A 21,946-nucleotide genomic window follows, 5' to 3' on the forward strand; every position below is an offset into this window, starting at 1 on the left:
GGAGAGTAATCGTGGCTACTAATCAATCAACAGATCTTACGCTTTCCGACGCAGCGCTGAATAATGACAGCGGTTCGGATGAGCAACAAGAGCAAAAATCAGGCTACTTCAGTGCGCTAAGCGGTGTTGATATGTTGCGCCAGGTTACTCTGGTTATTGCCCTTGCTATTTGTTTAGCAATCGCAATCTTTATTATCATTTGGGCGCGCCAACCAGATATGCGCCCACTTGGTAAATATCCAACAGAGGAACTCGTCGAAACATTAGACTTTTTAGATCAACAGAAAATTGAATACCAACTCGATGGTAATACCATTTTAGTCGCTGAGTCGGACTATCAAGACATTAAACTACGTATGGCGCGTGACGGCTTTACCCAATCACCTAGTTCTGGCACCGATATTCTGATGCAGGATATGGGCTTTGGTGTTAGCCAACGTCTTGAAAGAGAACGCTTAAAACATAGCCGTGAGCAACAACTTGCGAGAACAATTGAAGAGTTACAAGACGTAAACCGTGCAAAAGTATTACTTGCAATACCAAAAGAAAACGTCTTTGCACGTCGCGAGAAAAAGCCCTCAGCAACCGTAGTTATTACCCTTAAACGTGGTAAAACGCTTGGCGGCGAGGAGGTTGATTCAATTGTAGACATCGTAGCATCAGCGGTACAAGGTTTAGAGCCTTCACGCGTGACCGTAACGGATCAAAACGGTCGTCTACTCAACTCAGGCTCTCAAGATTCTTTGGCTGCGCGCTCTAGAAAAGAGTATGAAATAGAACGTAAGCGTGAACAAGAATACCTAGAAAAAATTGATAGCATCCTGATCCCAACCGTGGGTCTTGGTAACTTTACTGCGCAGGTTGACTTAACGATGGACTTCAGTGCGGTTGAAGAAACGCAAAAACGTTATAACCCAGATTTACCTGCGGTTCGCAGCGAAACAACGTATGAAGAAAATAATATTGGTGGTTTGGCGGTTGGTATTCCAGGAGCACTCACCAATCAACCACCAACAAACTCGAATATCCCAGAGATTGCGGGTCAAGGTGGCAATGGTCAAAGCGCTACACCAAGTAGTAATCAAAAAGAAGCAACACGTAACTATGAATTAGATACCACTATCAGCCATAAACGTCAGCAAACGGGAGTCATTCGTCGGATCAGCGTAAGTGTGGCTGTTGACTACCTATCTAAGCCCGATGCTGAAGGTAATATGGCGATGGTGCCGCGCACGCAAGAAGAATTAAACAACATCCGCCGCTTGCTACAAGGTGGAGTAGGTTTTGATATGCAGCGTGGCGACGCACTGGAAGTAGTAACGGTACCGTTCGTACGTGAAGACCTCACTGAGATGCAAGAGATACCGCTTTGGGAGCAAGACTGGTTCCAAAAGACAATCCGCCTCGCAGCAGGTACCTTAGTTATCATAGTGCTAATCTTAGCGGTAGTAAGACCTATGCTTAAACGTCTAATTTACCCAGATGATACGCTTGAAGACTTTGATGAAGATGCGTTGACCAGTGGTGTAGATTTAGGTGACAGTACACTAGATATGTTAAATAACGAATTCGATGAGTCTGCTATTGGCTTCTCTTCTGACGGTAGATTACAATTGCCAGACTTGCATGGCGACGAGGACTTACTAAAAGCAGTACGTGCTCTAGTTGCTAACGAACCAGAACTCTCATCACAAGTTGTGAAAGCGTGGTTGACAGAAGATGACTGATAAAGAACAAAAACAATTGCCTGCGGCCTTTGATGTTGACAAGTTAGATGGCGTCGACAAGGCAGCCATCTTACTGCTCAGTTTAACTGAAGAAGATGCAGCTCAAATTTTAAAACATTTAGAGCCTAAGCAAGTGCAAAAGGTCGGTATGGCAATGGCCTCCATGGATGACCTATCTCAGGCTAAAATTGCAGCTGTGCACAATTTGTTTATCGAACAAATTCAAAGTTTTAGTACAATTGGTTTCCAATCCGAAGATTTCATTAAGAAGGCGCTAACCGCAGCACTTGGTGAAGACAAAGCGGCAAGTCTTATTGACCAAATCGTTATGGGCTCTGGTGCAAAAGGGTTGGATTCGTTGAAGTGGATGGACTCGAAGCAAGTTGCCAATATTATCCGCAACGAGCACCCGCAGATCCAAACTATTGTATTGTCTTATCTCGAGCCTGAGCAATCCGCCGAGATTTTGTCACAGTTTCCAGAGAAAGTACGCTTAGATTTAACAATGCGTATTGCAAACTTAGAAGAAGTACAACCGGCGGCACTGCAAGAGCTTAACGAGATCATGGAGAAACAGTTCGCTGGTCAAGCTGGTGCACAAGCGGCGAAAATGGGTGGCTTAAAAGCCGCTGCAGATATCATGAACTACTTAGATACCAATATTGAAGGTCAGTTGATGGATTCAATCCGAGAACATGACGAAGAAATGTCGCAACAAATTCAAGATCTCATGTTCGTGTTTGAAAACTTGATGGATGTAGAAGATAGAGGTATCCAAGCAATTCTCCGTGAAGTACAGCAAGACGTACTGATGAAAGCAATTAAAGGCGCGGATGAATCCTTAAAAGAAAAGATCATGAAGAATATGTCTAAGCGTGCTGCTGAGATGATGCTTGATGACCTTGAAGCTATGCCTCCAGTGCGGATCAGTGAAGTAGAAGCAGCACAAAAAGAAATTCTGGCGACGGCTAGGCGCTTAGCTGACTCAGGTGAAATTATGCTCGGCGGCGGCGGTGGCGAGGAGTTCCTATAAATCATGGTCGATAAAAAGTTGTATAAAGGCCGCCCAGTTAGCACCGAAGCGTTGGATGAGCTACTAGAAAACTGGCCCATTCCAGATGTTACGGATAAGCCAGAAAAATTCCGCGGTCGCTCGACCGCATTCGGTACACCGCTTGAAGAGCTATACAGTAAAAAGCAGGCACACCCAGAACCTCAGCCACAAGAACCAGAGTTTCCAACTTTGACCATCGAAGAGTTAGAGCAGATCCGTCAAGATGCCTACGACGAAGGAATTAAACAAGGTCATGAGCAGGGCTATATAGAAGGCTTTGACAAAGGGGTTTCTGAAGGTAAAGAAGCCGGTTATAAAGAAGGCGTAGAAATAGGTAAAGAAAAGGGACTTGAGGAAGCACAACCGCTTATTGAAGAGAGGATGAAGGCGCTATCCACTATTCTAGATGGCATGCAAACGCCACTGAAAAAGGTTGATGATGAGTGTGAAAAGCAGCTGATTGTACTTGTCAATTTATTGGCGGAGCAGGTTATTTTTAAAGAGCTTAAGACCACGCCTGAACTCATTTTAAACGCGTTGAAAAAAGCAATGGACGCGCTGCCTGTCAAAGATCAAACAGTACGCATCCATCTGCATCCAGAAGATTTAGCCTTAGTGCAGGCCATGTACGGCGAAGAACATATACAATCACAGCATTGGCAGTTACTTCCAGAGCCGACGTTGGACAGAGGTGGCTGCGAGGTGAAAACGCCACAGTCATCCATTGATATGACGCTTAAGAACCGTATTAGCGAAGTGTTGGAATCATTTTTGCAAGATAGCGGTATAAACCAATAATACTGCACTGTTATCTAGATAAACGAAGCAATAAAATCAGGATAACGATGCCTTCCTAAGGTAATTGCGAAAATGTCGACATCTGCTGCTATGAGCGAGCGCATCAGTAAGTATCAGAAATTTATCAAACCATACGGGGTTGCGGTTGCAGGCAGCCTCACCCGTGTGGTTGGCCTCACCCTTGAAGCTAGGGGGCTAAGTGCTCCCGTCGGCAGCCAATGTAAAATCGAGACGCTGGGCGGTTTTATTGATGCAGAAGTCATCGGTTTCAATCAAGAAACGCTTTACCTTATGCCAAACGATCATATTACAGGCGTCCTTCCTGGAGCGCGAGTGATCCCAAAAGTCAAGGATGCTGGATTACCTGTCGGAATGAGTCTACTTGGTCGCGTGGTTGATGGACTTGGTAGGCCACTAGATGGCCTTGGTGCCATTGACGCTGAGAAATACCTGAAATTTGCCGCAGCGCCCATTAACCCACTTGCAAGGCGTCCAATCGACTCACCAATGGATGTAGGTGTACGCGCGATAAATTCGATCGTGACAGTGGGTCAAGGCCAACGTATGGGTCTATTTGCAGGGAGTGGTGTGGGTAAATCGGTATTGCTTGGCATGATGACGCGAGGCAGTGAGGCGGATGTTATCGTCGTTGGCTTGGTCGGTGAACGTGGTCGTGAGGTGAAAGAATTTATCGATGAGATTTTGGGAGTCGAGGGTAGACGCCGCTCCGTAGTGGTTGCCGCTCCCGCCGATGCCTCACCGCTGATGCGCTTAAAAGGCTGTGAAAGTGCTGTGACTATTGCGGAGTATTTTCGCGATCAAGGATTAAATGTACTGTTGTTACTGGATTCGGTGACGCGTTATGCCATGGCACAGCGTGAGATAGCGCTTGCGGTTGGTGAGCCGCCAGCCACAAAAGGATATCCGCCTTCCGTGTTTGCAAAGCTCCCAGCATTGGTTGAGCGCGCAGGTAATGGTGGTGAAGGACAAGGCTCAATTACCGCATTCTTTACGGTATTGAGTGAAGGTGATGATATGCAAGACCCCATTGCCGATGCTGCCCGAGCTATTTTGGATGGTCATATTGTGTTATCACGAGAGCTTGCCGATAGTGGTCATTATCCAGCGATAGATATTGAAAAGTCCATCAGTCGAGTCATGCCTCAAGTGGTATCAGAGGCACACATGCAGCAAGCCAGAGTGCTCAAGCAAGTCTATTCAATGTACCAGCAGAATAAAGACATGATCACCTTAGGTGCTTATCAACGTGGCAGTGATCAGATGCTAGATCAGGCGATAAATATGATGCCTGCGGTGAATAACTTCCTTCAGCAAGGCATGAAAGACGTGATCAATTATGACGAGTGTTTACAAGGCCTCGCTAAGCTACTAGGACAAGCATAATGGCAAATAACAAACTGACTTTATTGCTCAAGCTAGAAAAAGACAAAGAAGATAATCTTAGAGCGAATTTTGTTCAAGCGCAGCAGCACTTAGCAACAAACCAACAACGGTTATCGGGACTAAACGATTTCCGGTTGGAATACAGCATGCAGCTTCATAGTAAAGCACAAGTTGGTCTGTCTAGCGGTGGTTTCAATCAATACCATAACTTTATTAATAAGATTTAGCAGGCTATTGATCAGCAAGCAAAAACGGTCAACACCGCGAAGCAGGTGGTTGAACAACGTCGTAAGCTATGGTTAGCGCAACAGGCTAAAACGAAGGCAATTGAAAAGCTTATCGAGAAGCAAGCCCTCGCGAAGCAAACTCGTCTTGCCAAAGCAGAGCAAAAGATGCTTGATGAGTTTGCAACGAATCAGTTTGTACGAAGAGAGCGTGCTTGGTAAGTTGGCTCGAAATATGCTTCGTAATAATTAGCGTTTTATTATTTAGGTAGTTCACTCGTAAAAGTCACTAATATTCATAGTGTTGGTTTTTAACGGTGTATTACAACGGCAGGACATTGCCACTTTATGAGGTAGCTTTAAGATGAATCTAATGCTTGCATCCATGCTGCAACGAGGCAGTAACGAGGTTGATATTAAAGAAAAATCCCAAGATATGGATGCTGAGGGTTCTGAGGGCGGCTCTGGGTTTAGTGCTTTAATGGCTGAGTTAGCGGAACAAGAGAGTGCAAGCAAGCAGGTAAAAGAATCTGCAGATCCTGTAACCTCAGATCTGGATGCGCCAATAGATAGCGAAGTGCCATCAGGTGATGATCCGCAGTCAGATGGTAAAGCGCAGAACTCTTCTTTTGTGCAACAAGGGGACGTACCAACTTCTACTGTTAGCTACACCGACAAAGGTCAGGTCGTTGTGGACAAACCACTTCCTGATACCCCTGATAATGACTTGTATGCTCAGATCAGCGCTGCAAAACAGCAGAACACTTCACTGAGTCAAAACCCAACAGCGATTGCGCAATCGGTCAAAGAAGCATTGGGCAAAGCCCCTGAAGCTAATGAAGAAGTTGCTACTAGCGATAGTGCATCATCTCAGGAGCAGCTGCAAGACGAAGCGACCCCACCAATTCGGGGGTTGAAAGGCCAAACCGAAAACGCCGGCACGAAGATAACCTCTTTGTTACAACAAGCCACTTCTTTGGATAGCCAAGACTCAGAAGGTGAGGTTGTTAAGCCTTCGTTAATGAACGACAGCACTGAAGCCGAAGAGCAAGTATTACAACCTAAGCTGCAAAAGGATACTAGCACTCAAGCCGTGGTTAGCAATACAAATGCAGAAAAACGGGATCCAGGTGCTGATAAGTCAGTTGGGTCTCAAGTTGAAGGTGAGTCTGAAACAGTACAATATAAAACGTCTATAATCGCTGAGAAGTTGGAAACTGCTAAATCTTCTGCTTCACCTGAAGCTAAGCAATCAGAGGCAAAGCAAATCGTCTCTGAGGCTAGTACACAAACTGCGAAAGACAAAAACTCAGTAGGTACAAAAAGCACTAGTGATGTGCAAACCATGGTAGAAAAGTTGACCGTACAGCAACAACAAGAATTAAAAGCCGTGATGGCTGGTAAGCTTGATATTTATGATGCGTCACCAAGTGTACAAAAAGCCGTAGCTCAGTTAATTGGTAAAGGTGTTGATCTCGCAAATGTACAGCAATTTAAAGCGTTTGTGCCATCCTCTGTCGTAACACAAACTTCAACAAACACGCCGAAAGAAGCTGCTACGGATGTTAAAAATGCTACTCAAGAGTCTTTTAATGTAAATAGCACGCAAGAAAAGTCTAACAGTGGCGAGCTGCAAACCGTGGTGGTTAAAGAGGGTGAACGTACTGACAAAAATGTAGCTGTAAATAAATTGGCTAGCGATGAAAAGTTAGCAGTAGAAAAGCAAAGTTCAGAAAAACAGAGCTCAGAAAAACAAATAAGCGAAAAGTTAGTTGATAAAGAGACTAGTAAGCTAATGCAAGCGGAAGTAAGCATCGCGAAAGAGGCTGTTAAAAATGAGCGTCAATCGGCTAGTGCCGCAACAGCGATACCAACTCCAGTCAAGCCTGAAGCAAGCCCTGTAAGTGCATCGCAAGACACAAGTTCACTAAACCAAACATTGAAAGAAGTTCAGCAAATTCAACAGTCTCAGCCAGCAAACCAAAGTTCAGCGCAGACAAAACAAGCAACAGATGCTAATCTTCAACAGGCGATTAACATAGCGCGTCAAGATGCTGCTAAAGAGTTGCATCAACGGGTCGGGCTGATGCTTAACCTTAACAATAAAGAAGCTGAAATTCGCTTAGATCCGCCTGAGCTTGGGGCGATGCAAATTCGGATAAAGAGCGATGCAGAGCAGGCTCAAGTGAATATTGTGGTGCAAAATCAGCAAGCTAAAGAGTTGTTAGAGCAATCACTCCCAAGGCTCAGAGAAATGTTAGCAGAGCAAGGTATTGAGCTGGGTGACAGCCAAATATCTCATCAGCAAGGTGGAAATACTGAGTCAGAGTCACAAACTGCTGATGGCAATACGAGTGGACAGCAAGCTCTAGTTGATGAACCGGAGATTTCTGACAATTCACAATCGCCGCAAAAGAGAAATACTGATTCTGCAATAGATTACTATGCCTAACACCTGCTATTATTGTAGTTAATAAAGATCATAAGGGCTTGCTATGGCTGAAGAAACCGACTTAGAAATAGAAGAAACGGGTGGTTCTAAGAAAAAGCTGATTATCATTATTGCCGCGGCGGTATTGGTACTTGGCGGTGTCGCAGGGTTTTTCTTATTTTCAGGCTCAGACGCACCAGAAGAATCCTTAGCAGAAGAGACGACAGCAAGCGAAGCTAAAGCGGAGCAAGGTAGCGCTGCGCAAATGGGGAGCGCACTGTACGTTGCTATGCCTCGCCCGTTTGTTTTTAATGTACCTGGTGCCAGTCGTGATAGAATCGTGCAAATTAAAGTTCAGCTGCTGGTTCGCGGTGATGTCAATGAAGAAGTAGCAAAAAAGCATATTCCCTTGATTGAAGGTACTTTACTGAGCGTGTTTTCAACAACTACTGCAGATGAGCTAAGCACAAGTGCGGGTAAAGAAACGTTGCGCTTAACGGCACTAGATAAAGTTCAAGCTGCGATGGAAGGGGTTGAAGGTAGCAAAGTAATCGAGCGTGTGCTGTTTACTGGCTTTGTAATGCAATAAGGTAGTATTTGTGAGCGATTTATTATCCCAAGACGAAATTGATGCGCTACTCCATGGTGTAGATGAAGTCGAAGAAGACGAAATCGGCGATGGTGGTGACGGCGAAGGTGCAGGTGCCTTACAGTATGACTTTTCGTCTCAAGATAGAATTGTGCGTGGGCGAATGCCGACGCTTGAAATCGTTAATGAACGATTTGCCCGCCATATGCGGATCAGCCTTTTCAACATGATGCGCCGTACCGCTGAGGTGTCTATCAATGGCGTTCAAATGCTGAAATTTGGCGAATATATCCATACTCTATTCGTTCCTACCAGCTTGAATATGGTGCGCTTTAGACCGCTAAAAGGTACTGGCCTGATAACCATGGAAGCGCGGCTGGTCTTTATTCTCGTAGACAACTTTTTTGGTGGGGATGGTCGTTATCATGCCAAGATCGAGGGGCGTGAATTTACACCAACAGAACGTCGTATCGTGCAGATGCTACTTAAGATCATCTTTGAAGATTACAAAGAAGCCTGGGCGCCGGTGATGGATGTATCGTTTGAATACCTCGACTCAGAGGTCAACCCTGCGATGGCTAATATTGTGTCACCTACAGAAGTGGTGGTGATTAGTTCTTTTCACATCGAGTTAGACGGTGGAGGGGGAGATTTCCATATTTCACTGCCTTACTCTATGTTGGAACCTATTCGAGAGTTACTCGATGCTGGTGTTCAATCAGATACTGAAGATACCGATCTGCGCTGGAGTAAGGCGCTCCGTGACGAGATTATGGATGTAGAAGTTGAGATTTCTTCCCAGTTACTGGAAGTTGACTTATCACTGGAGCAAGTAATGAAGCTTCAAGCTGGTGATGTTATTCCTGTGGAAATGCCAGAGCATGTAACTGTTTTTATTGAGGAATTGCCAACGTTTAGAGCGAAAATGGGTCGTTCTCGTGATAATGTCGCGTTGCAGATCAGTGAAAAAATTAAACGTCCAGAATCAGTTAAGTCTGAGCTTCATGTATTTACCAAAGGTGGTAAAAAGCTCGATTCTGATGCTGAACTGGCAGAATTAGAAGAAGATCTACATCTTTCAGAAGGTGTGGATTTAGATTGGTAGTCGCGGGCTTGTATACGCAATATCGTGAGACTAATTATGGACAACAAATTAACTTAATCAGGTAGTAATCCAATGAGCGATGATCAAGATACTATGGACGAATGGGCAGCAGCACTCGCTGAAGCCGAAGGTGCCGAAAGTGGCAGTGAGCCAGAAGTTGCAGAGTTAGATGAACTCAAAGATTCAGCGCCTGCATTATCGTCAGATGAAAAACGTAAACTCGATACCATTTTAGACATTCCAGTCACCATTTCTATGGAAGTTGGCCGTTCTAAAATTAATATTCGTAATTTACTCCAGCTAAATCAGGGCTCTGTTGTTGAGCTTGATCGCGTGGCCGGTGAACCGTTAGATGTGCTTGTTAATGGCACATTGATAGCGCACGGTGAAGTGGTTGTAGTAAACGACAAGTTTGGTATTCGCTTAACGGACGTCATTAGTCAGGTTGAGCGTATTAAAAAGCTACGTTAATGCGCTGGGGTTGGTTTTTAGCAGTGTTTGGCATCGCTTTTTATACACGGGCTGCCACTGCAACAACCTCAGAGGCCGTACCTAAATCTTCTGTGGGAGCTGGTACCGCGGGGTTAAGCTCAGAGCTACTTTCCATGGGATTGTCTCTGATGTTGGTGATCCTACTTATTTTGGGGTTGGCATTTGTGCTAAAGCGTTTAAATCCCAATATAGTAAACCAGAAAGACTTTAAGGTGATCCGCAGTATATCGCTCGGTACGAAAGAGCGTTTACTGGTTATAGAGTTGGATGATAAACAGCACTTGCTCGGGGTAACACCAAATAATATCAATTATTTATATCAGCTAGAAACACCACTGGATGATGTTAGCCGAACGCCATTTGCAAATGAGCTACAAAAGTTTTTAACGGGCAAAGGGCAAGTAGCCAATAACCATAATAAGAAAAGTCATGATTAGATTGCTAATACTCTGTTTATTACTGTTTTCTGGGGTAGCTTCTGCGGAAGGGATAGAAGCAATAAACGTTACAACAAATCCTGATGGCTCTCAAGAGTACTCAGTGACACTTCAAGTACTCGCCATTATGACAGCGCTGAGTTTTATTCCAGCAGCTGTTATCATGATGACTTCGTTTACTCGAATAATTGTTGTGCTTGCGATTTTGAGACAGGCGATTGGTCTGCAGCAGTCGCCATCGAATCAAATTTTACTCGGTTTATCGTTGTTTTTGACGTTATTTATAATGGCACCCATATTTTCGCAGATAAATGATGAGGCTGTGCAGCCGTACATAAAAGAAGAAATCACGTCAATCCAAGCGCTTGAACGTGCTAAAGAACCGATGAAAGCCTTTATGCTGTCACAAACTCGAATTAAAGACCTTGAAACCTTTGCCAAGATAGCTGGTTATGACAAGCTTGATAGCCCTGAAGACACGCCGTTTATCGTTATTATTCCGGCTTTCGTTACATCCGAGCTGCAAACGGCTTTTATTATCGGCTTTATGTTCTTTATTCCATTTTTGATAGTCGACTTAGTCGTAGCCAGTGTTTTGATGGCCATGGGTATGATGATGTTATCGCCAATGATAGTTTCCTTGCCGTTTAAGATTATGCTTTTTGTGCTCGTCGATGGTTGGAGTTTGGTCATGGGTACACTGGCCAGAAGCTTCGGATTGGGGGTGTAATGTGGAACCAGAAGTCTTTGTCGATATCTTAAGTGATGCATTGTTTTTAGTCATCAAGCTGGTGGCGGCGATTGTAGTACCTGGGCTTTTAGTCGGTTTGGTTGTTGCTGTGTTTCAAGCAGCAACATCGATTAACGAACAAACATTAAGCTTTTTACCACGTTTAATTATCACGATTCTAGCCCTTATTTTTGGTGGCCATTGGTTAACTCAAGAACTGATGGACTATTTTAACCTCGTGGTAATGCGAATTCCTGAAATTGCAGGCTAACCATGGAGTTCACCTTTGCGGTAATCATGCAGTGGCTAAGTGATTTTTTACTTCCACTGGTGCGGATAAGCTCAATGATAATGGTAATGGCGGGGCTTGGAGCACAAAGTGTGCCGGCCCGAATTAAGTTTGCACTCGCTGTGGTTGTTACCTTCGCCGTGGTGCCCGTTTTGCCCAAATCAGAATTTACCGATTTGTTCTCCTTTTCGATGATTTTGGTTGTTATTCAAGAAATGATGACCGGAGTTGCAATTGGTTTTGGCTCTCTATTGCTTTTAAATACTTTTATTATTGCGGGTCAAATCCTTGCTATGCAAACCGGCCTTGGTTTCGCATCTGTTGTTGACCCTGCCAATGGATTAAGTGTCCCTGCAGTCGGTCAGTTCTATTTAATATTAGCGACATTACTTTTTTTTGTTTATAACGGTCACCTGATGATGATACAAATGGTAGTGTATAGCTTCGAAAGCTTTCCCATTGCAGGTAATTGGTGGGCGGTAGATAATTTCTGGAGAATCGTTAATTGGGGGGGCTGGATGTTTTCTACGGCACTGGCTCTTGCGTTAGCTCCATTAACGGCAATGTTGGTTATCAATATCTCGTTTGGGATCATGACCAGAGCTGCACCTCAGATGAATATTTTCTCTGTAGGGTTTGCTTTTACGCTGGTTGCGGGTCTTACCATTATTTGGGCGACATTGGGAAACTTCTTAGCACAATTTGAGTTTCAATGGCTCAAAATGACGGAGCTGATGTGCGACTTAATTGGTTGCACGGTTTAGGAGTTTGAAATGGCAGAAGATTCAGGTCAAGAACGCACCGAAGAACCCACCTCCAAGAAGATAAGTGATGCGAGGAGTAAAGGCCAGGTAGCCCGTTCTAAGGAGCTTGGGACTACATTTGTCTTGTTGTTTTCTGCTATTGCTTTGCTGATGTATGGTCCTGGCATAGGAAAAGCGCTTTACAACGTGATGGGGCGAATGTTGTCGCTTAATCGCAATGAAACCTACGATACAACCAAAATGTTTGCTGTGTGGGGAGATATTGGCGCTGAGCTGCTATTCCCAATGGCTATGTTCGTTTTTATTATCGCAATTGCCGGAATAGTGGGGAATACGTTACTCGGTGGCTTTAACTTTTCTTGGCAAGCGGCTGCACCTAAAGCAAGTAAAATGTCACCGATGAAGGGACTGAAGCGAATGTTAGGCCCACAAGCGGCGATTGAGTTATTGAAGTCAGTTCTTAAGTTTGTATTAGTTGCAGGCTTTGCAATCTTGCTTATCAATATGTATTTTAACGAAATATTACACTTGAGTATTGAACAAATCCCTTCGAGTATAGAACATGCGTTAGAAATCATTGCGTGGATGTTTTTAGCGCTTAGTTGCACTATGATTGTGATCTCCGCAATTGATGCGCCCTATCAAAGCTATAATCACCATAAGCAGTTAAAAATGACGCTGCAAGAAGTCAAGGATGAATACAAAAACTCGGAAGGTGATCCGCAAATAAAGGCGCGGATCCGCCGCACGCAAAGAGAAATGTCACAAAGGCGTATGATGCAAGATGTACCAGATGCCGATGTTGTTGTGACCAACCCTACTCACTATTCGGTTGCGCTTAAATACGATACTGAACGAGCAGGGGCGCCTATTGTTATTGCAAAAGGGGTTGATGAGCTTGCGATGCAAATTAGAAAAATAGCCAAAGGAAATGAAGTGCCGATAGTGGAGTCACCCGTATTGACTCGTTCGCTTTACCACACTACCGAAGTGGGTGATCAAATCCCTGAACAATTGTTTACCGCGGTTGCACAGGTACTTGCTTATGTATTTCAGCTGAATCGTTTCCAAAAAGGCAAAGGGAAAAGACCCGTTGCACTTACTCGAGATTTACCAATCCCAGACGATTTGAAGCACTAAAATTGCTCTCATAAAAATAAGCTATTAATTGGAACGTATATTGCATTTGTTGCTATGTGTCAATTTTTTGCTTGTGTTAAGTTATGGAATTTAAAGCAGTTTTACAACAACTCAATCGAGATAAAAAAGAATATGCTAAAGGTGTGGGTACTCCATTGTTGGTGCTTGCAGCACTTGGCATGGTTATTCTACCGTTACCTCCTTTTTTGCTTGATATTCTATTTTCCTTCAACATTGCATTGGCACTTGTGGTGCTATTGGTGACTGTTTATACCTTGAAGCCACTCGAATTTGGTATGTTTCCGGCGGTACTACTGATCGCGACTATCATGCGATTGGCACTAAACGTAGCGAGTACTCGCGTCGTATTACTTGAAGGTCATAATGGTGGTGATGCGGCAGGTAAGGTGATCGAAGCCTTTGGTAGTGTTGTTATTGGTGGTAACTACGCCGTCGGTTTAGTTGTATTCCTTATTCTTATTATTATTAACTTTGTCGTAATTACCAAAGGTGCGGGCCGTATTTCTGAGGTGTCCGCGCGTTTCACTCTCGATGCCATGCCTGGCAAGCAAATGGCCATTGATGCGGACTTAAATGCCGGTTTTATCTCTGCAGATGATGCTAGATCCCGTCGTGAAGAAGTGACTCGAGAAGCCGATTTTTACGGTTCAATGGACGGTGCAAGTAAATTCGTTAAAGGTGATGCTATTGCAGGTATCGTGATCCTTGCCATTAATATAATAGGTGGCCTTTTCGTTGGGATGATCCAGCATGATTTAAGCTTTGGTCACGCGATGGAAGTATATACCATGCTGACAATCGGTGACGGTCTGGTCGCGCAAATTCCTTCTCTTTTACTCTCAATTGGCACTGCAATTGTCGTAACGCGTCAAAATGAATCGCACAACATGGGCGATCAGTTTAAAAGCCAACTGGGTAATGAAAAGTCGCTGGCTATCGCGTCAGGCATTTTGATCACTATGGGACTCGTTCCTGGCATGCCACATGTTGCATTCTTAGGATTAGGTGTATTACTTGGCTATATAGCCTATTACACAAGTCAGCAAAAGAAAAAGGCGGAGATCGAAAAAGCGGAACAAGCTGCCAAAGGGTCTGCCACAAAAGGTGGTCAGCAACAAGATCAAAAAGAGCTTGGTTGGGATGATGTACAACCTGTTGATGTGATTGGTTTAGAGGTAGGTTATCGCCTAATTCCTCTAGTTGACCAAGCCCAAGGTGGGGAGCTTCTCAGTCGTATTAAAGGGGTGCGTAAAAAGCTATCTCAGGAATTGGGCTTTTTAGTACCGCCAGTACATATTCGCGATAACCTAGAATTAGACCCAAATGCATACAACATTACTTTAATGGGAGTGGGCTCTGGAACCGGTGAGTTGAAGCATGGCGACGAACTTGCAATTAATCCAGGGCAGGTGTTTGGGCCGATTAAAGGCATAGAGACTAAAGATCCGGCATTTGGCTTAGATGCAGTATGGATTAAGCCAGACCAAAAAGATGAAGCGCATTCACTTGGCTATACAGTAGTAGATGCTGCAACTGTGGTGGCAACACATATCAGTCAATTATTGACGAATAATGCGTCACTATTACTTGGTCATGAAGAAGTACAAAATCTATTAGATATGCTTGCGAAAAGTCATCCTAGATTAGTAGAAGGTTTAGTGCCTGATATTTTACCGCTCACTACCGTAGTAAAAGTACTGCAAAATTTGCTTAATGAGGGCGTTGCAATTCGAGATATGCGCTCAATTGTACAAACCTTAGTTGAGTACGGTCCACGTAGCCAAGACCCTGATGTGTTAACGGCTGCGGTGAGGATTTCATTACGCAGATTGATTGTTCAAGATGCCGTTGGAAGCGAAGAAGAAATTCCTGTCATAACATTGGCACCTGAGTTGGAACAGATGTTGCATCAGTCACTTCAGAACGCAGGTGATGAGGGGGCAGGTATTGAACCTGGCTTGGCTGAGAGGCTTCAAGAATCATTGAGAGAAGCACATCACAACCAAGAAATGCTAGGGGAACCGTCCATCTTATTAACCTCAGGTATGTTAAGAAGTGTGCTATCTCGATTTGTTAAACATACAATTCCAGGTCTTAGAGTGATGTCATATCAAGAAGTGCCGGAAGAAAGACAAATTAAGATAGTGAGCTCGGTTGGACAATAGAGGATAAAGGGGCTGTAACATGAAAATTAAACGTTTCTTCGCAAAAGATATGCGTACGGCTTTAAATGAAGTAAAAGAAGAGCTTGGTGCAGATGCTGTCATTATGTCTAACAAAAAGTTAGCAGATGGTGTTGAAATCGTCGCAGCAGTTGATAATGACCGTGCTGCTGCACCTGTTAAGCAAGCTCCAGCTGCCCGTGCGACTGCCTCAAACGAGGCTCCGACCCGCTTTGTCCGTCCAGAGCCTCGCCAAGCACAGCCAGCAAAACAAGCGCAAGTTGCCGATAGCTTAGCGGCATTGCTAGAGCGTCAGGCACCGCGCCCACGCTCACCAGAACTTGCTTCTATGTTCTCCCAGTCGGGGATTGATACAGAGCAAATGTTAAGCAGCCAACGTAAAACACAAACTGCTGCACCGGTATACCAAGCGAAGCCACAGCAATCTCGTCGCCAATCTTTTGACTTTGATGATGATGCATTTGAGCAGCCACAGCATTGGGGCGAGTCGGATGAGTTAGACAACGGTTTTGGTGACGATTTACCTGAGTTAAATGCCAAGCCTGACGAAATGAGTGCAATGCGTGAAGAAATGAACGCTATTCGTCAATTACTTGAACATCAAGTATCCGGTCTAATGAAACAAGAAATGGCTCGTCGCGATCCAACCCGTGCGTGTCTTGTAGACCGTCTGGAAGGAATGGGTATAGACAAAGACGTTGCTGAGCAAATGGCATGCTTTATCCCTGATGATGTTTCTCGTAAAGAAGCCTGGAATGCATTGTTAAACATGGTGATCAACCAAATGCACACTACTAACAATGATATTCTTCGTCAAGGTGGCGTATTTGCGATGGTGGGTCCAACTGGTGTTGGTAAAACCACAACGGTTGCAAAATTAGCGGCATTAGGCGCACAAAAATACGGTGCAGATAAAGTGGCGTTAATAACTACTGATACCTACAGAATTGGCGCTTACGAGCAGTTAGCTACCTATGGTAGAATCATTGGTTGTCCGGTTAAACAAGTTAAAGATGCAAATGAACTTGCAGAAGTGCTTTATCATTTACGCAATAAGCGTCTAGTATTAATAGATACGGCGGGAATGAGTCAAAGAGATTTGCGCTTAACTGAACAGTTAAATACACTTATGCGTAGCGCGAGAGTAGATATTCGCAGCTATTTGGTATTGAGTGCGACAGCACAGATGAATGTGTTACAAGAAACAGTAAGACACTTCAAAAAAGTAAATTTAAGTGGCTGTATTTTCACAAAACTTGATGAAAGTCTAAGTTTAGGTGAGATAATTAGCATAGCGATTCAAAATCGCTTGCCAATAGGGTATCTTACCAACGGTCAGCGAGTGCCAGAAGACATTCGCGTAGCAAATGCTCAAAAGCTAGTAAAAAAGGCTGAGCAATTGTATTTAAAAAGAATAAAAGCACAGCACTCTCGACGTGTACCTGTAGCGTCAGAGTCAGTAGGAATGTATGATTAACACAGTTTTAGATCAAGCAAGTGGCCTGCGTAGAATGAGTCAAAATAGCAACCAGGGTGTAAAAGTAATAGCCGTGACCGGTGGAAAAGGTGGGGTGGGTAAAACCAACGTCTCGCTTAATACTGCCATCGCTATGGGCCAACAAGGACAGCGAGTTCTCGTTTTAGATGCGGACTTGGGCTTGGCAAACTGTGATGTGATGTTAGGTCTAAGGGTAGAAAAGAATCTGTCACACGTGTTGTCGGGTGAATGTGAACTAGATGAGATTCTCGTAGAAGGTCCCGCTGGAATTAAAATTGTGCCGGCGACCTCAGGCTCTCAAAGTATGGTAGAGCTGACTCCCGCGGAGCATGCAGGACTTATTCGTGCATTTAGCGAGCTTAACACGCAATTTGATGTATTAATTGTTGATACCGCAGCCGGTATCTCAGATATGGTTCTGAGCTTCTCTCGAGCTGCACAAGATGTGATGGTTGTTGTGTGTGATGAACCGACTTCCATTACAGATGCTTACGCGTTAATCAAAGTTTTGAGCAGAGAGCATGGTGTCTATCGTTTTAAAATTGTTGCCAATATGGTCCGCAGTATGCGTGAAGGGCAAGAATTATTTGCTAAACTTTCAAAAGTTACAGACCGTTTTCTTGATGTAGCACTGGAATTAGTGGCCACCGTACCGTTTGACGAAAACATGCGTAAATCTTCTCGCAGACAAAGAGCTATCGTGGATTTATTTCCGAGTTCCCCTGCGGCGATTGCGATTAAGGGACTTGCTGCTAAGGCAGTTAAATGGCCAATTCCGCATCAACCTTCCGGTCATCTAGAATTTTTCATTGAACAACTTGTGAACGGGTGATTATGGCTTCTCCGGTCAATAGAGCTGCGGGATATCAAACTTCAGACCACATTCATAAGGTGGTTGAACGGCATGCTCCACTTGTCAAAAAAGTGGCATGCCACCTGATTGCTCGACTTCCGGCAAGTGTGCAACTCGACGATCTGATCCAGTCAGGTATGATTGGATTGATTGAAGCATCTAAAAATTTCGATGCAACTAAAGGCGCTAGTTTCGAGACCTTTGCGGGGATCCGTATTCGAGGCGCAATGCTGGATGAAATCCGTCGTGGTGATTGGGCGCCTCGTTCTGTTCACAAAAATAGCAGAATGGTTGCAGAAGCTATCTCCGAGTTAGAATCTCTCCTTGGTCGAGAACCAAAAGACACTGAAATCGCTGAAAAACTTGATATATCTCTAGATGAGTACCATCATATTTTACATGATGTAAATGCAAGTAAAGTCATCGGGATTGAGGATCTTGGGGTTGATGAAGACGTGATAACCCCAGCAAACAGCGATTTTGCGCTAGACAAACCGTTTAATAACGTTAAAAATGAACGTTTTAACGAGTCTTTAGTAAATGCTATCAAAGCGTTACCCGAAAGGGATGCTCTGGTTTTATCACTTTACTATAACGACGAAATGAATTTAAAAGAGATTGGTGCCATCCTTGATGTCAGTGAATCTCGAGTAAGCCAAATTCACGGTCAGGCAATGATAAAGCTTAAAGCTAAAATCAATGACTGGATAAATTAGAGTACATAAAATAGTTGGGTTCGAACCTCACTGGAGGAAGTTTTGGATAAGAACATGAAGATTCTCGTGGTTGATGATTTCTCTACTATGAGAAGAATAATCAAAAACCTATTAAGAGATTTAGGCTTTACCAATGTTCAAGAAGCTGATGATGGTAGTACAGCACTTCCGATGCTACAAAATCAGGAGTTTGACTTTGTAGTAACTGATTGGAATATGCCGGGCATGCAAGGTATTGATTTGCTTCGTGCAATACGCGCAGATGAAAAGCTTAAGCACATTCCAGTGTTGATGGTTACCGCAGAAGCGAAAAAAGAACAAATTGTTGCAGCAGCGCAAGCTGGGGTGAACGGATATATTGTTAAGCCGTTTACTGCGGGTACGCTCAAAACTAAGCTTGAAAAAGTATTTGAGCGACTAGGCTAACAGCAAGGGGATATGGCCTATGTCTGTAAATGCTGCGCCTCAAATTACACTTGAACAAGCTAAGCAACTTGTTGAGCTTCTAGAGCAAGGTGAACAAGAAAAAGCTGACCAGCTGATTTTAGAAGCTGCTAACAAAGAGCAATCGGAGTTATTTGCAGAAGTCGGAAAGCTGACTCGCCAATTACACGAGTCCTTGAAGAACTTTGAGCTGGATACTCGCCTCGCAGATCTCACGACAGAGGCTATTCCTGACGCCAAGCAGCGCCTTAATTATGTTATGGAAATGACAGAAAGCGCTGCTAACAAAACGATGGACGCGGTCGAAGAAAGCTTACCTCTTGCGCAGAATCTAGCGGATGAGTTAGCGCAAATAAAGCCCACTTGGGATCGATTGATGAGCAGAGACATTCAACTCGGTGAGTTTAAATCTCTGTGTCATGATCTCGACAGCTTTATGCAGACTTCAAAGACACGTACAGACGAATTACAAGGTTTAATGACTAATGTGCTGATGGCTCAGGACTATCAGGATTTGACTGGGCAGGTTATTCGGCGCGTCATTGAGCTTGTGAGAGAAGTAGAAGATAGTCTCATTCACCTCCTGACTGTTTTTGGTACTTCAGATGAAGCGCCTTCAACTGCTGTGAAAGCGAATGAAAACGAAATAAAAACAACCGAGACTATCAGTGATGAATTGTCTGGACCTGAAGGTCCAATTATTGACGCTGAATCGCGAGATGACGTGGTTTCTGGTCAAGACGAAGTCGATGACTTGCTATCTAGTTTAGGCTTCTAGTTGGAGAGTGTGTATGAGCTTTGAAGTCGATGAAGATATCTTGCAGGACTTTCTTGTTGAAGCAGGTGAAATATTAGAACTGTTATCTGAACAGCTTGTTGAACTAGAAAATAACCCTGAAGATAAAGAACTTCTCAATGCGATTTTCCGTGGCTTCCATACCGTAAAAGGTGGAGCTGGCTTCCTAGGTATGACCGAACTGGTTGATGCCTGTCACGGTGCGGAGAATGTGTTTGATGTACTACGACAAGGGCAGCGAAAAGTAACTTCCGAATTGATGGATGTTATTTTGCAATCTTTGGATACGATCAACGAAATGTTCGCTTGTATTCAAAACCGTGAGGAACCAGAAGCGGCCGATCCTGTGTTGCTTGAAACACTCCACAAACTTAGCCAGCCAGCATCTGAAGACGAAGTCAGTGAAGTGATTGACGAACCTGTTTCTGAGCCAGAACCTGTGGTGCCAGATTTAAGTGCGGATGATATTTTATTCGACGCGGATGTTGATTCAGGCGATGATAGCGGCTCCAGCATTGATGAGATAACAGAAGAAGAATTTGAAAATCTATTAGATGAACTACACGGTTCAGGTAATGGTCCTGCTGCTGCTCCGGCGACTAAACCTGAAGCTGTATCAACCGCAGATGATGGTGATATCACCGATGACGAGTTCGATAACCTCTTAGATGAACTCCATGGTGTTGGTAAATTCGGTGGAGCACCAAATGCAGAAGATGCTGTTGCCCCAGAAGCGAGTGAACCTAAGGCTAAATCAACCTCACCAGTAGCCCCAAGTGGGTCTACTGGTGACGAAGAAATTACCGACGATGAGTTTGAAGCTTTGCTGGACGAGCTTCATGGTAAAGGCAGTGCACCTAAAGCGGTAGATGAATCGCCAGTAGATGTCTCAGATACTAAGTCTGCTCAACCTGAGCCTGTTAAAGCACCGCCAGCACCGAAACCTGCTCCAAAGCCTGCGCCTAAAGTTGAAGCTAAACCTGCGACTCCAGCACCGCAAAAAGAGCCAGAGGCTGCAAAAGCTTCTGCGCCAGCCGCTGCGAAGAAACCTGCGGCACAGGCTGAGACTACGGTCCGAGTTGATACTAAACGCCTTGATGAAATCATGAATATGGTTGGCGAATTAGTATTGGTTCGTAACCGTTTGGTTAGCTTAGCTAATAACACCAACAGCGAAAGCATGGGTAAAGCTATTTCGAACCTTGATGTAGTCACCGCTGATTTGCAGGGCGCCGTGATGAAAACGCGGATGCAGCCAATCAAAAAGGTATTTGGTCGCTTTCCTCGAGTAGTGAGAGACCTTGCCCGCAGCTTGAAAAAAGAAATCAATCTAGTTTTACAAGGCGAAGAGACGGATTTAGATAAAAACCTGGTTGAAGCGCTTGCAGATCCATTGGTCCACTTAGTGAGAAACTCAGTAGATCACGGCATTGAAATGCCTGACGTACGCGAAGCGTCGGGCAAACCAAGAATGGGTACGGTCACATTGTCAGCATCTCAAGAGGGAGATCACATTCTTCTCACCATCCGAGATGATGGCGCCGGTATGGATCCTGAGAAGCTTAAGAAAATTGCTATAAATAAAGGCGTGATTGACTCCGATCAAGCAAGCCGACTGTCCGATACCGAAGCCTATAATTTGATCTTTGCACCAGGGTTCTCGACAAAAGAACAAATTTCAGACATTTCTGGTCGTGGTGTTGGGATGGACGTTGTTAAAACGAAGATCACTCAATTGAATGGCTCGGTAAATATCCAATCAGAACTGGGTGTTGGTACCGTATTAGAGATAAAAGTACCGCTTACACTGGCTATTTTGCCTACATTGATGGTGATAGTCGGAGAGCAAACGTTTGCGTTACCACTTGCAGGTGTGAACGAGATATTCCATTTAGATTTGACTAAAACGAATGTGGTTGATGGTCAGTTGACTATCATAGTGAGAGAAAAAGCAATTCCGTTGTTTTATCTTGAACATTGGTTAGTAAAAGGTGCGAACAGGAGCATGAGAAAGGCTGAAGGCCATGTTGTCATTGCGCAAATTGGTACCAAACAAGTCGGTTTTGTGGTTGATTCTCTGATAGGCCAAGAAGAAGTAGTAATCAAACCACTAGATGCCTTGTTACAAGGTACACCAGGTATGGCCGGTGCTACCATCACATCTGATGGTGGTATTGCGCTAATCCTTGATGTCCCCAACTTATTAAAACACTACGCCTAATTTTATTAGGCGTAGTTCGAATTCTAGAGC

At 44.2% G+C, this 21,946-nt stretch carries 20 protein-coding genes and 1 pseudogene; all 21 read left to right on the forward strand.

Going from position 1 to position 21,946, the window contains the following annotated elements; translation table 11 throughout:
- Positions 1-8: 8 nt before the first annotated feature.
- The 21 genes and pseudogenes from fliF to JJQ94_RS11405 all read left to right on the forward strand — a co-directional run bounded on the left by fliF (position 9) and on the right by JJQ94_RS11405 (position 21,916).
- Positions 9-1,727 carry a flagellar basal-body MS-ring/collar protein FliF gene (gene fliF / locus JJQ94_RS11305; protein WP_099030273.1) on the forward strand — a complete coding sequence of 573 codons (1,719 nt, stop codon included), beginning with the start codon at positions 9-11 and terminating at the stop codon, positions 1,725-1,727.
- On the forward strand, positions 1,720-2,760 hold the full coding sequence (fliG, locus tag JJQ94_RS11310; RefSeq protein ID WP_099030274.1) for a flagellar motor switch protein FliG: 1,041 nt from the start codon (positions 1,720-1,722) through the stop codon (positions 2,758-2,760). Before fliF ends, fliG begins: the two co-directional genes overlap by 8 nt.
- Before the next feature lie 3 nt (positions 2,761-2,763).
- A complete protein-coding gene (gene fliH, locus JJQ94_RS11315) occupies positions 2,764-3,579 on the forward strand; it encodes a flagellar assembly protein FliH (RefSeq protein WP_099030275.1) in 816 nt (271 codons plus the stop codon).
- 72 nt (positions 3,580-3,651) lie between these two features.
- Complete coding sequence (gene fliI / locus JJQ94_RS11320; RefSeq protein WP_099030276.1) at positions 3,652-4,983, forward strand: flagellar protein export ATPase FliI; 1,332 nt, start codon at positions 3,652-3,654, stop codon at positions 4,981-4,983.
- A pseudogene (gene fliJ / locus JJQ94_RS11325) lies at positions 4,983-5,429 on the forward strand (flagellar export protein FliJ). The gene fliI and the pseudogene fliJ overlap by 1 nt, the downstream one beginning before the upstream one ends.
- A 142-nt stretch (positions 5,430-5,571) precedes the next feature.
- Positions 5,572-7,659, forward strand: coding sequence for a flagellar hook-length control protein FliK (locus JJQ94_RS11330; protein ID WP_099030277.1), 2,088 nt, complete (start codon positions 5,572-5,574; stop codon positions 7,657-7,659).
- 43 nt (positions 7,660-7,702) lie between these two features.
- Positions 7,703-8,227 (forward strand): flagellar basal body-associated protein FliL, encoded by a 525-nt coding sequence (gene fliL / locus JJQ94_RS11335; protein WP_099030278.1) that lies wholly within the window; start codon positions 7,703-7,705, stop codon positions 8,225-8,227.
- A 10-nt stretch (positions 8,228-8,237) separates the two neighbouring features.
- Positions 8,238-9,332: a flagellar motor switch protein FliM gene (fliM, locus tag JJQ94_RS11340; RefSeq protein WP_099030279.1), complete on the forward strand. Its 1,095-nt coding sequence runs from the start codon at positions 8,238-8,240 to the stop codon at positions 9,330-9,332.
- Between the two features lie 72 nt (positions 9,333-9,404).
- Entirely contained in the window at positions 9,405-9,803 is a 399-nt protein-coding gene (gene fliN, locus JJQ94_RS11345) for a flagellar motor switch protein FliN (RefSeq protein ID WP_069018761.1), read from the forward strand.
- Positions 9,803-10,261, forward strand: a complete 459-nt coding sequence (gene fliO / locus JJQ94_RS11350) for a flagellar biosynthetic protein FliO (RefSeq protein ID WP_099030280.1) — start codon at positions 9,803-9,805, stop codon at positions 10,259-10,261. The genes fliN and fliO overlap by 1 nt, the downstream gene beginning before the upstream one ends.
- Positions 10,254-10,991 (forward strand): flagellar type III secretion system pore protein FliP, encoded by a 738-nt coding sequence (gene fliP / locus JJQ94_RS11355; RefSeq protein ID WP_010369122.1) that lies wholly within the window; start codon positions 10,254-10,256, stop codon positions 10,989-10,991. Before fliO ends, fliP begins: the two co-directional genes overlap by 8 nt.
- 1 nt (position 10,992) lies before the next feature.
- Positions 10,993-11,262, forward strand: coding sequence for a flagellar biosynthesis protein FliQ (gene fliQ / locus JJQ94_RS11360; protein ID WP_010369116.1), 270 nt, complete (start codon positions 10,993-10,995; stop codon positions 11,260-11,262).
- 2 nt (positions 11,263-11,264) lie between these two features.
- Complete coding sequence (gene fliR, locus JJQ94_RS11365) at positions 11,265-12,044, forward strand: flagellar biosynthetic protein FliR (protein ID WP_099030281.1); 780 nt, start codon at positions 11,265-11,267, stop codon at positions 12,042-12,044.
- 9 nt (positions 12,045-12,053) lie between these two features.
- A complete protein-coding gene (gene flhB, locus JJQ94_RS11370) occupies positions 12,054-13,184 on the forward strand; it encodes a flagellar biosynthesis protein FlhB (protein WP_010369112.1) in 1,131 nt (376 codons plus the stop codon).
- An 83-nt stretch (positions 13,185-13,267) separates the two neighbouring features.
- Positions 13,268-15,370, forward strand: coding sequence for a flagellar biosynthesis protein FlhA (gene flhA, locus JJQ94_RS11375; protein WP_099030282.1), 2,103 nt, complete (start codon positions 13,268-13,270; stop codon positions 15,368-15,370).
- Positions 15,371-15,389: 19 nt separating this feature from the next.
- Positions 15,390-16,865: a flagellar biosynthesis protein FlhF gene (gene flhF / locus JJQ94_RS11380; RefSeq protein WP_099030283.1), complete on the forward strand. Its 1,476-nt coding sequence runs from the start codon at positions 15,390-15,392 to the stop codon at positions 16,863-16,865.
- Entirely contained in the window at positions 16,858-17,718 is an 861-nt protein-coding gene (locus tag JJQ94_RS11385; RefSeq protein ID WP_010369106.1) for a MinD/ParA family protein, read from the forward strand. Before flhF ends, JJQ94_RS11385 begins: the two co-directional genes overlap by 8 nt.
- A 2-nt stretch (positions 17,719-17,720) precedes the next feature.
- Positions 17,721-18,455, forward strand: coding sequence for an RNA polymerase sigma factor FliA (locus JJQ94_RS11390; protein WP_010369105.1), 735 nt, complete (start codon positions 17,721-17,723; stop codon positions 18,453-18,455).
- A 42-nt stretch (positions 18,456-18,497) separates the two neighbouring features.
- Positions 18,498-18,881, forward strand: a complete 384-nt coding sequence (gene cheY / locus JJQ94_RS11395; RefSeq protein WP_010369104.1) for a chemotaxis response regulator CheY — start codon at positions 18,498-18,500, stop codon at positions 18,879-18,881.
- 19 nt (positions 18,882-18,900) lie between these two features.
- Positions 18,901-19,677, forward strand: a complete 777-nt coding sequence (locus JJQ94_RS11400; RefSeq protein ID WP_039492497.1) for a protein phosphatase CheZ — start codon at positions 18,901-18,903, stop codon at positions 19,675-19,677.
- 13 nt (positions 19,678-19,690) lie between these two features.
- On the forward strand, positions 19,691-21,916 hold the full coding sequence (locus tag JJQ94_RS11405) for a chemotaxis protein CheA (RefSeq protein ID WP_099030284.1): 2,226 nt from the start codon (positions 19,691-19,693) through the stop codon (positions 21,914-21,916).
- Positions 21,917-21,946 lie beyond the last annotated feature (30 nt).

The organism is Pseudoalteromonas sp. GCY (assembly GCF_016695175.1).
Taxonomy (GTDB): Bacteria; Pseudomonadota; Gammaproteobacteria; order Enterobacterales; family Alteromonadaceae; genus Pseudoalteromonas.

Bases quoted from the DNA above. Each gene is read 5' to 3' on its own strand.
- fliG (WP_099030274.1), top strand. From the start codon at position 1,720: ATGACTGATAAAGAACAAAAACAATTGCCTGCGGCCTTTGATGTTGAC.
- fliH (WP_099030275.1), top strand. From the start codon at position 2,764: ATGGTCGATAAAAAGTTGTATAAAGGCCGCCCAGTTAGCACCGAAGCG.
- fliI (WP_099030276.1), top strand. From the start codon at position 3,652: ATGTCGACATCTGCTGCTATGAGCGAGCGCATCAGTAAGTATCAGAAA.
- JJQ94_RS11330 (WP_099030277.1), top strand. From the start codon at position 5,572: ATGAATCTAATGCTTGCATCCATGCTGCAACGAGGCAGTAACGAGGTT.
- fliL (WP_099030278.1), top strand. From the start codon at position 7,703: ATGGCTGAAGAAACCGACTTAGAAATAGAAGAAACGGGTGGTTCTAAG.
- fliN (WP_069018761.1), top strand. From the start codon at position 9,405: ATGAGCGATGATCAAGATACTATGGACGAATGGGCAGCAGCACTCGCT.
- fliO (WP_099030280.1), top strand. From the start codon at position 9,803: ATGCGCTGGGGTTGGTTTTTAGCAGTGTTTGGCATCGCTTTTTATACA.
- fliP (WP_010369122.1), top strand. From the start codon at position 10,254: ATGATTAGATTGCTAATACTCTGTTTATTACTGTTTTCTGGGGTAGCT.
- fliR (WP_099030281.1), top strand. From the start codon at position 11,265: ATGGAGTTCACCTTTGCGGTAATCATGCAGTGGCTAAGTGATTTTTTA.
- flhB (WP_010369112.1), top strand. From the start codon at position 12,054: ATGGCAGAAGATTCAGGTCAAGAACGCACCGAAGAACCCACCTCCAAG.
- flhA (WP_099030282.1), top strand. From the start codon at position 13,268: ATGGAATTTAAAGCAGTTTTACAACAACTCAATCGAGATAAAAAAGAA.
- flhF (WP_099030283.1), top strand. From the start codon at position 15,390: ATGAAAATTAAACGTTTCTTCGCAAAAGATATGCGTACGGCTTTAAAT.
- JJQ94_RS11385 (WP_010369106.1), top strand. From the start codon at position 16,858: ATGATTAACACAGTTTTAGATCAAGCAAGTGGCCTGCGTAGAATGAGT.
- JJQ94_RS11390 (WP_010369105.1), top strand. From the start codon at position 17,721: ATGGCTTCTCCGGTCAATAGAGCTGCGGGATATCAAACTTCAGACCAC.
- JJQ94_RS11400 (WP_039492497.1), top strand. From the start codon at position 18,901: ATGTCTGTAAATGCTGCGCCTCAAATTACACTTGAACAAGCTAAGCAA.
- JJQ94_RS11405 (WP_099030284.1), top strand. From the start codon at position 19,691: ATGAGCTTTGAAGTCGATGAAGATATCTTGCAGGACTTTCTTGTTGAA.